Consider the following 13,760-nt stretch of genomic DNA (forward strand, 5'->3'; position numbering starts at 1 on the left):
TCATGGAGACCTATATTTTATCAATTGACCAAGGCACAACAAGTTCAAGAGCGATTCTTTTTAATAAAGAAGGAAAAATCGTGCATTCCGCTCAAAAGGAATTCACACAGCATTTCCCTCAGCCGGGCTGGGTGGAGCACAATGCGAACGAAATCTGGGGATCGGTGCTCGCCGTTATCGCGACTGTGATTTCCGAGTCCGGAATCAGCGCTGATCAAATTGCCGGCATCGGCATCACGAACCAAAGGGAAACGACGGTCGTATGGGATAAAGATACCGGAAAGCCGGTATACAATGCGATTGTGTGGCAATCGAGACAAACATCCGGCATTTGCGAAGAGCTTCGTGAAAAAGGATATAATGATACATTCAGAGAAAAAACGGGACTTTTGATCGACCCTTATTTCTCTGGAACGAAAGTCAAATGGATTCTTGACAATGTAGAAGGCGCGCGGGAAAAAGCGGAAAACGGAAATCTTCTGTTCGGAACGATTGATTCATGGCTCATCTGGAAAATGTCCGGAGGGGCGGCGCACGTAACGGATTATTCCAACGCTTCAAGAACGCTGATGTTTAATATTCATGAATTAAAATGGGATGACGAGCTGCTTGATATTTTAGGCGTGCCGAAATCAATGCTGCCGGAAGTGAAACCGTCTTCTCATGTGTACGCGAAAACGGTTGATTATCATTTCTTCGGTAAAAACATTCCGATTGCGGGAGCGGCCGGAGACCAGCAGTCTGCGCTGTTCGGTCAGGCGTGCTTTGAAGAAGGCATGGGGAAAAACACATACGGCACAGGCTGCTTTATGCTGATGAATACCGGAGAAAAAGCCATCACTTCTGATCACGGCCTTCTGACGACAATCGCCTGGGGATTAGACGGAAAAGTCGAGTATGCACTGGAAGGAAGCATCTTTGTCGCAGGTTCTGCCATCCAATGGCTGAGAGACGGCATGCGGATGTTCCAGGATTCAAAAGAAAGCGAGACATACGCAGAGCGTGTGGATTCCGCTGACGGTGTTTATGTCGTGCCCGCTTTCGTCGGATTAGGCACACCGTACTGGGACAGTGACGTGCGCGGCTCAGTTTTCGGCCTGACACGCGGAACGACGAAGGAGCATTTCATCCGGGCTACGCTTGAATCTCTCGCTTATCAGGCGAAAGATGTGCTTGATGCCATGGAGGCTGATTCAGGCATCTCTTTAAAAACATTGCGTGTAGACGGCGGAGCGGTAAAAAATAACTTCCTCATGCAATTCCAGAGCGACTTGCTTGATGTGCCGGTCGAACGTCCGGAAATTAATGAAACGACGGCGCTCGGTGCCGCGTATTTGGCCGGAATCGCTGTCGGCTACTGGAAGGACAGCACTGAAATCGCTGATCAATGGAACCTTGATAAGCAATTCAAACCGGAAATGGAAGATGAAAAACGCGATGAATTGTACGGCGGATGGAAAAAAGCAGTAAATGCAGCTATGGCTTTTAAATAAGATAAAAATGTGGTATACTGAAAACAAGTTAATAGGAACGGTCCTGAGATGAGGAGAGACCACAGCACCAAAGTGATAACTGCGCTTTGGCTGTTGTGGTCTCTTTTTCTATACCGTGACAACAAGGAGGAAACGTAATGATGAATCACCAATTTTCAAGTTTGGAACGGGATCATATGCTGGAAGACATGACTAAAAAAACATACGATCTGTTTATTATAGGGGGAGGTATTACGGGTGCCGGTACGGCGCTTGACGCTGCTTCAAGGGGAATGAAAGTCGCTTTGAGCGAAATGCAGGATTTCGCGGCCGGCACATCAAGCAGATCCACAAAGCTTGTCCACGGCGGTTTGCGTTATCTGAAGCAATTTGAAGTCAAAATGGTTGCAGAAGTCGGTAAGGAACGTGCCATCGTGTACGAAAACGGCCCGCACGTCACGACGCCGGAATGGATGCTGCTGCCGTTTCATAAAGGCGGCACGTTCGGTTCATTCTCTACTTCCATCGGCCTGCGTGTGTATGACTATTTAGCGGGAGTAAAAAAATCAGAGCGCAGAAGCATGCTGTCTGCTAAAGAAACGCTGCAAAAAGAGCCGCTCGTCAAAAAAGACGGCTTAAAAGGCGGAGGCTATTATGTAGAGTACCGGACGGACGATGCGAGACTGACGATTGAAGTCATGAAAGAAGCCGTTAAATTCGGTGCGGAGCCTGTCAACTATTCTAAAGTGAAAGAACTGCTTTATGAAAAAGGAAAAGTTGTCGGCGTTTTAATTGAAGATCTGCTGTCAGGCAAGGAATACAAAGTTTACGCCAAAAAAATCGTCAATGCGACAGGTCCGTGGGTCGACGAGCTGAGAGAAAAAGACCACAGCAAAAGCGGAAAACATCTTCAGCACACAAAAGGGGTCCATCTCGTATTCGACCAATCCGTATTCCCGCTTAAACAGGCGGTGTACTTTGATACGCCGGACGGCCGGATGGTGTTCGCCATTCCGCGTGAAGGAAAAACATACGTGGGTACGACCGATACGGTTTACAAACAAAAACTTGAGCACCCGCGCATGACGGTGCAGGATCGCGATTATGTCGTCAGCTCCATCAATTATATGTTCCCGGAACTGAACATTACGGCGGACGATATTGAATCAAGCTGGGCCGGCCTCAGACCGCTTATTCACGAAGAAGGGAAAGACCCGTCTGAGATCTCCCGTAAAGATGAAATCTGGACATCTCAATCAGGCCTGATTACGATCGCCGGAGGAAAACTGACGGGCTACCGTAAAATGGCTGAGCACATTGTCGATCTTGTCCGCGACCGCTTGAAAGAAGAGGGCGGCCAGGACTTCGGCGGCTGCAAGACGAAGACGATGCCGATTTCCGGCGGACATGTCGGCGGCTCTAAAAACTTCGAGTCATTTGTGGAAGCAAAGACAAAAGACGGCTTGAAAATCGGTTTATCACAGGAAACCGCTAAGCAGTTAGCCATCAGATACGGCTCTAACGTTGAAAATGTATTCAGCCGGATTGAAGGTCTGAAAGACGAAGCGGAAAAACGCCAGATTCCGGTTCACATTCTGGCGGAAGCGGCTTACAGCATCGAAGAAGAAATGGCTGCGACACCTGCCGATTTCTTCGTCCGCAGAACGGGAAGACTGTTCTTCGACATCAAATGGGTGCAAACGTATAAAACGGCCGTGATTGATTACATGAGCGACCGATTCCAATGGAATGACGAAACGAAAGAAAAACACACTGAGTGGTTAAATACGCTGCTGCACGACGCGGTTGTTCCGCTCGAACAATAATAACCGGAGGGCTGTGCCGAAAAGGCATGAGCCCTTCTTTTATCTTTTTACATAAAGCATTTGGTTAAGTTATCAAGTGACACGGGCAGCCGCTTCATATTAAAATATGGTCATAAGCTGAAATTATAGGAGGACGAACATGAGTTGGAGTAAGAGTTACGAACGCTGGAATCAGGCCGAACAATTAGATTCAGAATTGAAAAAATTATTGGCGGACGCAGAAGGAAACGAGCAGCTGCTGGAAGATTTTTTCTACAAAAATCTTGAGTTCGGAACAGGAGGCATGAGAGGAGAAATCGGGCCGGGTACGAACAGGATGAATATTTACACGGTCCGCAAAGCATCCGCCGGACTTGCGGCGTATATCGCGAAACAGGGGGAAGACGCGAAAAAAAGAGGGGTTGCGATCGCATACGACTCCCGTCATAAATCTCCTGAGTTTGCGATGGAAGCTGCAAAAACCCTTGCTTCCCAAGGCATTCAAACATACGTATTTGATGAGCTCCGCCCGACGCCTGAGCTGTCTTTTGCGGTGAGAAAGCTGAACGCTTATGCCGGTATCGTCGTGACGGCCAGCCATAACCCGCCTGAATATAACGGATATAAAGTGTATGGCGATGACGGCGCACAGCTGCCGCCGAAAGAAGCGGACATCGTCATTGCGGAAGTGAATGCCATAGAAAATGAATTAACGATTCAAGTTGAAGATGAACAGTCACTGAAAGAAAAAGGTTTGATTAAAATAATCGGTGAAGAAATTGATAAACCATATACTGAAGAACTGACTTCCATCTCCGTACATCCCGAGCTTTCGGATGAAGTGGATGTCAGCGTCGTGTTCACTCCGCTGCACGGCACGGCAAATAAACCGGTGCGCCGCGGTCTTGAAGCACTCGGTTACAAAAACGTCACCGTCGTGAAGGAGCAAGAGCTGCCGGACCCGGATTTTTCAACCGTCAAATCGCCGAATCCGGAAGAGCACGCGGCATTCGAATATGCCATTAAACTCGGAGAAGAACAAAACGCTGATATTCTCGTCGCTACGGACCCGGATGCCGACCGTCTCGGCATTGCCGTAAAAAACAGCGAAGGCAAGTACACAGTGCTGACGGGAAACCAGACAGGCGCGCTTTTATTGCATTACCTGCTTTCCGAGAAGAAAAAACAGGGCGCCCTTCCTGAAAACGGTGTCGTCATGAAAACGATTGTCACGAGCGAATTGGGCCGCGCCGTCGCTTCATCGTTCGGATTAGATACGGTTGACACACTGACAGGCTTCAAATTTATCGGTGAAAAGATCAAAGAATATGAAAAATCAGGCCAATACACGTTCCAGTTCGGGTATGAAGAAAGCTACGGCTACTTAATCGGCGATTTCGCGCGTGACAAAGACGCGATCCAGGCTGCGCTGTTAGCCGTCGAGGTATGCGCCTTCTATAAAAAGCAGGGCATGTCGCTTTATGACGCGCTGCTGTCCATTTTTAAAGAATACGGTTATTACCGTGAAGGCTTGAAGTCATTGACATTAAAAGGAAAACAGGGAGCAGAGCAGATTTCCGCTATCCTGACTTCCTTCCGAAACGATCCGCCGAAGCAGATGGCCGGAAAACAAATCACGCAGGCTGAAGACTATTCAACGGGAAAACGGACTGTATTTGCCGATCATCATGAAGAAGATATTGATCTGCCGAAGTCAAATGTCCTGAAATATTTCCTTGAAGACGGCTCTTGGTTCTGCCTTCGTCCATCGGGAACGGAGCCGAAAGTGAAGTTCTATTTCGCCGTGAAGGGAACTTCTTTACAAGACAGCGAACAGCGTCTTGCCGCATTATCTGAAGCCGTCATGAAAACGGTGGATGGCATAGTGGAAAAAACGAAATAAACAACAAACCGCCGGAAGCGACATCCGGCGGTTTTTTTATGCGTCTCATCCGAAAGTATGAGGAAAATTCATGCTGAAAACAAAGGAATATACAGAAAAGAATTGATATAATATGGATAATTCTGATTGGCCGGAGTGAGGGGAATTGACGAAAGCGACGGTAGAAACGTTAAAAACGTTAAAAGCGATTGCGGAAACCTTAAATCAAAGCCACGATTTAAAGGATGCGCTTGATAAAGTGCTCCGCGAACTGCTCAGCCTGACCGGGCTGCAGACAGGGTGGATTTTTCTGATTGAGCCGGACGGATCTTATACGCTCGCCGCATCCGCTTATTTACCGCCGGCTCTCGGTCAGCGGGAAAATGCACTCATGTGCAGCGGGGAATGCTATTGTCTGACCAAATTCAGCAATGGCGGATTGACAAAGGCCGTAAACATAATGAATTGTAAACGGATTGAATTTGCGAAACAGACGACGAACTGCCGCGATACGGAGGGCATTACCCATCATGCGACCGTACCGCTTGAGGACGGCGGCCGGAAGTTCGGTTTATTAAACGTCGCCGCAAGTGAAAAGACATTTTTCAACGAAGAAGAATTGCATCTGCTTGAAGCGGTTGCATTTCAAATCGGAACGGCGATTCAGCGGATGAAACTGGCCGAATTTGAGCAGCAGAACGCCCTGTTGATGGAACGAAGCAGACTTGCGCAAGAGCTGCATGATTCCGTCAATCAAATGCTGTTTTCTGTCAGCTTAACGGCAAAAGCCGCAAAGAGCTTTACAGATGATGATCGGCTCCGGCAGATGATTACGTTTATTCAAGAGCTGTCTCATGATGCGCTAACAGAAATGAGGGCGCTTATTTGGCAGCTGAAGCCGGAAAGTTTGACGAAAGGGCTGTATGCGTCGATCAAAAGCTATGCCGCTCCTATCGGCCTGGAAGCCGTTTGTGAAATGGAGGATGAGCTGGAGCTTACAGATGAACAGGAACACGCGCTTTGGCGGATCGCCCAGGAAGCCTTGAATAACTGTAAAAAGCATGCGGGAACGGACCGGGTTATCATTTCCGCCGTTAAAAAGCCGGATTGCGCTGAGCTTCATATTAGCGACCGTGGAGCGGGCTTCAGCGCTGATGCGCATGCTGTGCTCCCATCGCTCGGCGTGGCCGGCATGAAAGCGCGGGCTGAAGCAATCGGCGGCCGCTTTACACTGCAATCCGAGCTTGGCGCCGGAACGATTGTCTCCGTTCGGCTTCCGTTTCGGGACAGGAGGTCTGATTGATGAAAATTGTGATTGCTGATGATCATCACGTTGTCCGCAAAGGACTGCGCTATTTCTTCGCCACTCAGGAAGACATTGAAGTTGTCGGTGAGGCGTCCACCGGTGCTGAAGCGCTTCAGCAAGCTGAAAAGACGGAGCCGGACATCATTCTGATGGATTTATCAATGCCTGATATGGACGGCATAGAAGCGGCAAAAATTGCGGCGGAACGATTTCCGGACATCAGTATCGTCGTTTTGACGAGCTATTCTGATCAGGAGCATGTCATTCCCGCCCTTAAAGCCGGCGCAAAAGCGTATCAGCTGAAAGACGCCCAGCCCGATGATTTAGTAAAAACGCTTCGGGAAGTGTATTCCGGACGTTACCGGCTGTCGGCGGATATTGTGCCTCACGTGCTGACCCATATGGTTCAGGATGATCAGGATAAGGAAAAATATGATCAGCTGACCCCCCGTGAAAAAGATGTTCTTCAAGAAATAGCCAAAGGGAAAAGCAATAAGGAAATTGCGGCGGCACTGTTTATTTCAGAAAAAACAGTGAAGACCCACGTGTCCAACCTGCTGTCAAAGCTGAATCTTTCCGATCGGACGCAGGCGGCATTGTATGCGGTAAAATATAATGTTTTTGGAAAGGCGGTAAAATGATGAGCATATTAGTGATCAGCGGAACACCGAGAAAAAACGGGCGGACTAGAATTGCCGCTTCTTATATAAGTGATCGGTTTCATACCGATTTTATTGATTTGAGCGAAAGTGAACTGCCGCTTTATAACGGTGAAGAAGAACAGAACGAGCTGCCTGCAGTGGAAGAGTTAAGGCGGCAGGTGAAAAAGTCGGCGGCCGTCGTCTTATTATCTCCCGAGTATCACAGCGGCATGAGCGGCGCTTTAAAAAACGCCATCGATTTTTTAAGCAGCGATCACTGGGCATACAAACCGGTGGCAATCATTGCTGCGGCGGGCGGAGGAAAAGGAGGCATGAACGCGCTGGCGAATATGCGGACGGTCATGCGGGGCGTCTATGCAAATGTCATCCCGAAACAGCTGGTCTTAGACCCGATTCACATCGACATGGAGCGCCGGACCGTATCTGAGGATATGGCTGTCAGCCTGAAAGAGATGATCGAAGAGCTGAATATGTTCACAAACATAAGAAATCCCGGCGTCTGACGCCGGGATTGTTTTATGTCAGCATGGCTAATTGATCTTCATAAGCGAGCTCTGTCGCATGATCAATATACCCGAGAAGGGAATACAGCTCTTTTTCAAGCACCGCATGATCATATTCGAAATGATACGCGTGCAGAAAGTGCTCAATACGCTTTGATAATAAATCATCTTTTGTACGAACCATCAATATTAACAAATTGTCCCATTGAGACCGGTGTGTGTAATACAAGGCTTTGTCATAATCGGCATGATCCATCTAACGCTTCTCCTTTCAATGAGAAGTTCTCCGTTAGTTTATGCCGCCGAAGACCGATGCAACGGGGGAAAAGTTGGTGTCCTTATCACAGCGGCATAGCAATATGAGGGAGACATAAAATAAAACCGCATATCCGTCTCTTCTTTGGACACGCTAAGATTGACAAAAAACGACTCAGGAGAACATAAAGATGAAATCCCTTCCATTTGCGCTTGCCCTCTTGTTTTGCGGCATTCTCATTGCCTCGATCGCTGAAAAAGGGCATACAGAACACCTTGATCCATCAGTTGAAAAATGGGAGCAGCTCGCATGGAACCAGCTTGAACGTGAATACAAGGGGGCCGAGCTTACCGATTATTCGTACATGGGCCGTACAAAAGTGAACCGGGAACAGACGAAAGATGTGTTTCGCGTAACGGTGCAAACAGCAAAAGAAACGTTTTCATCCCGTGCTGAAGTGTATTTCCATCCCGTGACAAAACATGTGATCAGCATTAATATTTTCAGACTGTAAAAAAAGCTGCACAGCCTTATTGAGGCCGTACAGCTTGTCAGATATCAGAAGAAACGTTTTGCGCCGAGGTAACGCTGTTTCCAATAGGAATTGTTCATGCTGGAAATAACGACACCCGAATCGTTGGCATTAATAAACTGGCCGTTCCCGAGATAAATACCGACGTGGGAAGGTCCGGCTTTATAAGTTGAGAAAAAGACAAAGTCACCGACCGCCGGCTGGCTGACTGATGTCATCGTATTCCAGTAGCCTGCGGCTGAAAGTCTGGATACAGAAGTGACCTTATTGAGAACGTAATAAATGAAACCGCTGCAGTCAAAGCCTCTCGGCGTCGTCCCGCCCCATACATACGGTACGCCCAGCTGAGCTTTTGCGGCATCGATCATTACATTAATCTTCGCGCTTGTTGAACCTGTGCCGCCTGTGTTGCCGGACTGATTCGGAGTCGTGTTTGTCTGCTGCCCGGTAATCGTCAGCTTTTGTCCGATTTGAAGAACATCTGTTTTCAGATTGTTTTTCTCGCGGATCTGCTGGGCGGTCACATTGAACTTTTGGGCGATCACCCATAAAGAATCCCCGCTTTTCACGGTATATGTAGTGGTTTTCCCTGTATTTCCGGACTGGTTCGGAGTTGACGGTGAAGTCGAAGAGCCGGAAGATGACGTTTTGGTCAGCTTAAGTACTTGTCCGACCCGCAGCATGTCTGACGTCAGTTTGTTGATGCTTCTGATTTGCTGAACCGTCATATTGTATGCGTTTGCGATTTTCCAGAGTGAGTCTCCGCTTTTTACTGTATAAGAGGACGTTTGCGTCTGGTTTTTATTTTGGTTTGAATTGTCCTTTGACGGCGTGTTTCCCGAAGAAGACGTTCCTTTTGTTTTCAGGACTTGGTTTACGTAGATCGTATCCGTTTTTAAGTTGTTTAATACTTTGAGTTCCGCAATGGTCATATTGACGCTGTTTGCGATCTTCCATAGTGAATCGCCGAGTTTGACTTTATACGTCCCGGAAGATGATGACTGCTTTTTGCTGCTGTTTGAGCTGCTGCCAGGAGCGGTTTTTTTCTGATCGGTGCTTGAGGAAACTTTCCCCGTCACTTGCAGCTTCTGTCCCGCGCGGATTAAGTCGCTTGTCAGACCGTTCAATTTTTTCAGTTCCTGTACGGACATTTTAAAATCAGATGCGATCAGCCACAGCGAGTCGCCGCTTTTCACTGTATAAACGCTTTTAGTCGTGCCGCTGTTCTTTGAAGATGGCTTTTTGCTGCCGGAATCTGATTTGCCGTTAGGAATGTTGAGCGTCTGCCCGATAGAAAGAACGGTGGATTTTAGATGATTGGCTGATGTAATGGCATCCACGCTCGTATTGTAGTTTTGGGCAAGCTTCCATAATGAATCTCCGCTTTTAACCTTAATCGTTTGTGCTTCTGCCGGTGTTACAGCTAACGCAGACCCGACGATCGCAGATGCAGTCAAACCGACCGCTACCTTTTTTTTCATAATGAATCTCCCTTTTCCTGCGATGATTTTACTATCCCCATTCGTTGCAGCCGCAAGGTGAGGATATCAGTAATGATAATCTTTATATCGGCACTTGTCTGCAATCGTTTATCATATTAATAGAAATAGTCCTTTTTTCTTATGCCGGCATAAAAAAAGAAGGAATGCGGGCATTCCTTCAGCTTCTGAGCAGTCTCATAATCTCCTCTTTATTTTTGACCAGATCCCTTAACGTATATTTGTCTAAAACGGCCAGGTAAGCTTGCAGGGCTTCATTCAGAAGGTTCTTTAAGTTGCAGGCGGGAGATATGATACAGAGATTTTTTTTGGAGTCAAAGCATTCTACGATGTTAAAGTCGTCTTCTGTATTTCGAACGACTTCTCCAATGTTTATGTCTTCCGGTGTCATTCCTAAACGGATTCCGCCTCCCCGGCCCCGGATCGTTTCGACATATCCGAGCTGGCCGAGGCGGTAAATGACTTTCATGAGGTGGTTTTTAGAGATGGAATAAGTATCTGCGATTTCTTTTATGTTGGAAAGTTCATCGGAATGTCTGGAAGCCAAAAAAATCAAAACGCGTAAAGAATAATCGGTATAGTTCGTTAATTTCATAGAATGACCTCGAAAAAAGAGATTTTGCTTCTGTTACAGTCTATCATATATGAATCTAAAATGAAAAAAAAGGAATTTGCCCCCTTAACTCAAAAAAAAACGTGCGCTCCTTCTGAGCACACGTTTTTTTCGTTAAGACATCGGCGGCTTCCGATCGTCAGCCGATTGATGTTTTTCAATTTTGCGATCCAATTTTGCGAGATAACGGGAGGCGAAATCTTTTCCGCCAAGACCGAATGAAAGTCCGAAGGCAAGCGCGAAACCGCCCAGAATCAGAATAAACGCGGCATTTACGATCGTGTCGGCGACACCGAGCTGATCCAGCGCCATAAAGATTGAAAGAGTGATAATGGTATATTTCGCAAGCGGCGCCAGGAATCTGAATTCCTTTCCGCTCAGCATGCCGGCAAGCAGCCTGCTGACGAGCTGTCCGGCCAAAAGCCCGATTCCGAGAATAAATACAGCGGCCAGAACATTAGGCAGGTAAGCGATAATACCTGTTGCGATAACAACGAGAAATTCGAGATGGACAAGCTGCAGCGCCTCTGCCGTAAAGAGCAGGACGATGATGATCTGAACAATCATGCCGACCGTCTGAGAAAGCGTCAGCTTCGGGGTACCCGCCTGTTCAAAGCCCATTTTACCGAGAAGAGAGTCGAAACCGGCCCGGTGCAAGAGCCCGGATACAATGCTGTTGACCCATTTTCCGATCCAGATGCCGGCGATGATCAGCACGATACCGATGATGATATTAGGGAGCATTGTGAAGACCGTGTGCAGCATGGCTGACGCCGGTTCAGAAATACCCGCCACATCAAGCCGGTCAAGCGCAGAAATGATCACCGGAATGAAAATCAGCACGTAGACAATCGTTCCGATGATTGCCGACAGGCTTGTATCCTTCAGGTATATAGAAAGCCCCATACGTGCGGCGAGCCTTTCCGTGCCGATACTCGCCAGAAAGTTTGTGACGATATCACGGACGAGACGGGCAACAAGCCAGCCGATTAAAACAATCAGCGCCGCGGCGAATAATTTCGGTATAAAGGACAAAACGCTTTGGATCATATTTGTAAACGGCCCTGATACTCCGCTGATTTGGAGAGCGGCCAAGACGCCGGGCAGGAACAAGAGCAAGACGAAGTAAAAAACGATTCGTGAAGCGGCCGTAACGGATTTGCTCATCTCCGCTTCTTCAGACACCATTGTCCATTTTCTGAGCCGGCCGTTTTCAGCGAGTTTCATGCCCGCTTTTTTGACGAGATAGCTGAAAAGCGAAGCGGCCGCCCAGCCCAATAGCAGAATCAGGCCGGCTTTTAAAATGCTCGGCACAGCCGCCGTTATCGCTGACAGCATGCTGACAAAAGGCGAAGCCACGGTTGTCAGATGCAGAATGTTAAAGAATAGAATAAAAACGATGATTAATGCGATAAAATAAATGACTTTACTGATGACTTTTTCTGAGGAATAGCGCGCCGGCTTTGTTTCGGCGAACAGTCTGTCGTCGATTTTTGTTTTTTGCAGGCCTTTGTATACAGCTTTTTCAATGATTTTGGCAATGCCCCAGCCGATAAGCAGGACGAGCAGTGCAATGACCAGATTCGGGAGTTTGCTGAGATACGTCGTTAGCATGTCTGCTGTATTCAAGTAGAATCGCTCCTTTTCTTTTTGGGGTATGGTGTGTGTTTTACCCACTTACATATAAAGCAAACGGGGCGGGTGTGCCGAAAGTTTTCAGACGGAAACCGATCTGTTATTTCATCTTTTGAGAGGAGGGGTCATACATTATAAATAAGTCCAAGTAGGGGGGATTCGGTTGAACGCGGAGGAGACAAAAGGTTTACAGCGGGCAATTGAGGAAATAACCGACATTGCGAAGGGTTTCGGCCTTGATTTCTACCCGATGAGATATGAAATTTGTCCGGCTGAGATTATTTATACATTCGGCGCGTACGGCATGCCGACGAGATTCAGCCATTGGAGTTTCGGCAAACAATTTCACAAGATGAAACTCCATTATGATCTCGGTTTGAGCAAAATTTATGAACTTGTCATTAATTCCAACCCTTGCTACGCTTTTTTGCTGGACAGCAATTCGCTGATCCAAAATAAATTAATTGTAGCCCATGTTCTTGCCCATTGTGATTTTTTCAAACATAACTGCCGCTTTCAAAATACGAACCGGGACATGGTTGAGAGTATGGCGGCTGCGGCGGAGCGGATTAAGCATTATGAAAGAATTCACGGGATCAAAGAGGTGGAGTCCTTTTTAGATGCCATTCTGGCGGTTCAGGAGCATATCGATCCGTCGCTCGTCAGGCCGAAGCTGCTGTGGAGCGTCGATGACGAAGAGGAGGACGAAGAAGAAACCGCGCCATCGCCTTACGATGATTTATGGGGAATGGATAAGCCGAAGCAGGTGAAAAAGAAAAAAGGGAAAAAACCGTTTCCGCCCCGGCCGGAAAAAGATATTCTGCTGTTTATCGAGGAACATTCGCGGGAGCTTGAACCGTGGCAGCGTGACATTTTAACCATGATGAGAGAAGAAATGCTGTATTTTTGGCCTCAGCTGGAAACGAAAATCATGAACGAAGGCTGGGCATCCTATTGGCATCAGCGGATTATCCGCGAGCTTGACCTGACTTCAGATGAAGCCATCGAATTTGCGAAGCTGAACGCAGGCGTCGTTCAGCCGTCAAAAACGGGAATCAACCCGTATTATTTAGGGCTGAAAATTTTTGAAGACATCGAAGAGCGTTATGACAACCCGACAGATGAAATGAAAAAAACAGGGGTAAAGCCCGGTTCCGGACGCGAAAAAATGTTTGAGGTCAGGGAAATTGAATCGGATATATCATTTATCCGCAATTATTTGACGAAAGATCTCGTGATGCGTGAGGATTTGTATTTATTCCAAAAACAGGGCAGGGACTATAAAGTGATCGACAAAGAATGGAAGGCCGTGCGCGACCAGCTCGTGAACATGCGGGTCAACGGGGGATTTCCTTATCTGACCGTCAATGACGGGGATTACCTGAAGAATAATGAACTTTATATTAAACATTGGTATGAGGGAATTGAGCTTGATCTGAAATATTTGGAGAAAGTGCTGCCGTATCTGTACCAGCTGTGGGGCAGGAGCGTGCACATCGAATCTGTTCTTGAAGACAGAGAAGTGATGTTTTCGTATGACGGCAAAGGAGTGCACCGGAGATATCTGTAAAAGAAGAAAGGATGCGGGGAAACCC

Annotated in this window: 11 protein-coding genes and 1 pseudogene; 8 read left to right on the plus strand and 4 right to left on the minus strand. The window is 47.4% G+C overall.

Annotated elements, in window-relative coordinates:
* Positions 1-2 precede the first annotated feature (2 nt).
* From glpK to NYE28_RS04865, 6 genes are all read left to right on the plus strand, one after another.
* Positions 3-1,493, plus strand: coding sequence for a glycerol kinase GlpK (glpK, locus tag NYE28_RS04840; protein ID WP_007610291.1), 1,491 nt, complete (start codon positions 3-5; stop codon positions 1,491-1,493).
* A gap of 137 nt (positions 1,494-1,630) precedes the next feature.
* Positions 1,631-3,298, plus strand: coding sequence for a glycerol-3-phosphate dehydrogenase (gene glpD / locus NYE28_RS04845; protein ID WP_003155341.1), 1,668 nt, complete (start codon positions 1,631-1,633; stop codon positions 3,296-3,298).
* A gap of 139 nt (positions 3,299-3,437) precedes the next feature.
* Positions 3,438-5,180 (plus strand): phospho-sugar mutase, encoded by a 1,743-nt coding sequence (locus tag NYE28_RS04850; protein WP_007409283.1) that lies wholly within the window; start codon positions 3,438-3,440, stop codon positions 5,178-5,180.
* Between the two features lie 145 nt (positions 5,181-5,325).
* Positions 5,326-6,462 carry a GAF domain-containing sensor histidine kinase gene (locus tag NYE28_RS04855; RefSeq protein ID WP_342490320.1) on the plus strand — a complete coding sequence of 379 codons (1,137 nt, stop codon included), beginning with the start codon at positions 5,326-5,328 and terminating at the stop codon, positions 6,460-6,462.
* Positions 6,462-7,106, plus strand: coding sequence for a response regulator transcription factor (locus NYE28_RS04860; RefSeq protein WP_012117168.1), 645 nt, complete (start codon positions 6,462-6,464; stop codon positions 7,104-7,106). Before NYE28_RS04855 ends, NYE28_RS04860 begins: the two co-directional genes overlap by 1 nt.
* Positions 7,106-7,630: an NADPH-dependent FMN reductase gene (locus NYE28_RS04865; RefSeq protein WP_032871071.1), complete on the plus strand. Its 525-nt coding sequence runs from the start codon at positions 7,106-7,108 to the stop codon at positions 7,628-7,630. Before NYE28_RS04860 ends, NYE28_RS04865 begins: the two co-directional genes overlap by 1 nt.
* Before the next feature lie 13 nt (positions 7,631-7,643).
* On the opposite strand, the gene NYE28_RS04870 is transcribed toward NYE28_RS04865, so the two are convergent.
* The gene (locus NYE28_RS04870; RefSeq protein ID WP_003155335.1) at positions 7,644-7,886 is read right to left on the minus strand and encodes a YhdB family protein; all 243 of its coding nucleotides are present in this window, start codon (positions 7,884-7,886) and stop codon (positions 7,644-7,646) included.
* Between the two features lie 190 nt (positions 7,887-8,076).
* Here NYE28_RS04870 and NYE28_RS04875 point away from each other — a divergent pair, with 190 nt between their 5' ends.
* Positions 8,077-8,400, plus strand: a complete 324-nt coding sequence (locus tag NYE28_RS04875; protein ID WP_003155332.1) for a DUF3889 domain-containing protein — start codon at positions 8,077-8,079, stop codon at positions 8,398-8,400.
* A gap of 44 nt (positions 8,401-8,444) precedes the next feature.
* Here NYE28_RS04875 and NYE28_RS04880 read toward each other — a convergent pair whose 3' ends face one another.
* The 3 genes and pseudogenes from NYE28_RS04880 to NYE28_RS04890 form a co-directional block, all read right to left on the minus strand.
* On the minus strand, positions 8,445-9,899 hold the full coding sequence (locus NYE28_RS04880) for a peptidoglycan endopeptidase (RefSeq protein WP_039252199.1): 1,455 nt from the start codon (positions 9,897-9,899) through the stop codon (positions 8,445-8,447).
* Positions 9,900-10,077: 178 nt separating this feature from the next.
* On the minus strand, positions 10,078-10,512 hold the full coding sequence (gene nsrR, locus NYE28_RS04885) for a nitric oxide-sensing transcriptional repressor NsrR (RefSeq protein ID WP_007610306.1): 435 nt from the start codon (positions 10,510-10,512) through the stop codon (positions 10,078-10,080).
* 132 nt (positions 10,513-10,644) lie between these two features.
* Positions 10,645-12,224: pseudogene (locus tag NYE28_RS04890) on the minus strand (mechanosensitive ion channel); the annotation flags it as partial.
* 104 nt (positions 12,225-12,328) lie between these two features.
* Between NYE28_RS04890 and NYE28_RS04895 the strand changes: the two are divergent.
* Positions 12,329-13,735: a SpoVR family protein gene (locus NYE28_RS04895; RefSeq protein ID WP_007409274.1), complete on the plus strand. Its 1,407-nt coding sequence runs from the start codon at positions 12,329-12,331 to the stop codon at positions 13,733-13,735.
* Positions 13,736-13,760 lie beyond the last annotated feature (25 nt).

The sequence above is a fragment of the Bacillus sp. FSL R5-0443 genome, assembly GCF_038608285.1.
Taxonomy (GTDB): domain Bacteria; phylum Bacillota; class Bacilli; order Bacillales; family Bacillaceae; genus Bacillus; species Bacillus velezensis.

What these genes read in the sequence shown, in the direction of transcription:
- NYE28_RS04870 (WP_003155335.1), bottom strand. Translation starts at nt 7,886, where the DNA reads ATGGATCATGCCGATTATGACAAAGCCTTGTATTACACACACCGGTCT.
- NYE28_RS04865 (WP_032871071.1), top strand. Translation starts at nt 7,106, where the DNA reads ATGAGCATATTAGTGATCAGCGGAACACCGAGAAAAAACGGGCGGACT.
- glpK (WP_007610291.1), top strand. Translation starts at nt 3, where the DNA reads ATGGAGACCTATATTTTATCAATTGACCAAGGCACAACAAGTTCAAGA.
- NYE28_RS04860 (WP_012117168.1), top strand. Translation starts at nt 6,462, where the DNA reads ATGAAAATTGTGATTGCTGATGATCATCACGTTGTCCGCAAAGGACTG.
- glpD (WP_003155341.1), top strand. Translation starts at nt 1,631, where the DNA reads ATGATGAATCACCAATTTTCAAGTTTGGAACGGGATCATATGCTGGAA.
- NYE28_RS04875 (WP_003155332.1), top strand. Translation starts at nt 8,077, where the DNA reads ATGAAATCCCTTCCATTTGCGCTTGCCCTCTTGTTTTGCGGCATTCTC.
- NYE28_RS04880 (WP_039252199.1), bottom strand. Translation starts at nt 9,899, where the DNA reads ATGAAAAAAAAGGTAGCGGTCGGTTTGACTGCATCTGCGATCGTCGGG.
- nsrR (WP_007610306.1), bottom strand. Translation starts at nt 10,512, where the DNA reads ATGAAATTAACGAACTATACCGATTATTCTTTACGCGTTTTGATTTTT.
- NYE28_RS04850 (WP_007409283.1), top strand. Translation starts at nt 3,438, where the DNA reads ATGAGTTGGAGTAAGAGTTACGAACGCTGGAATCAGGCCGAACAATTA.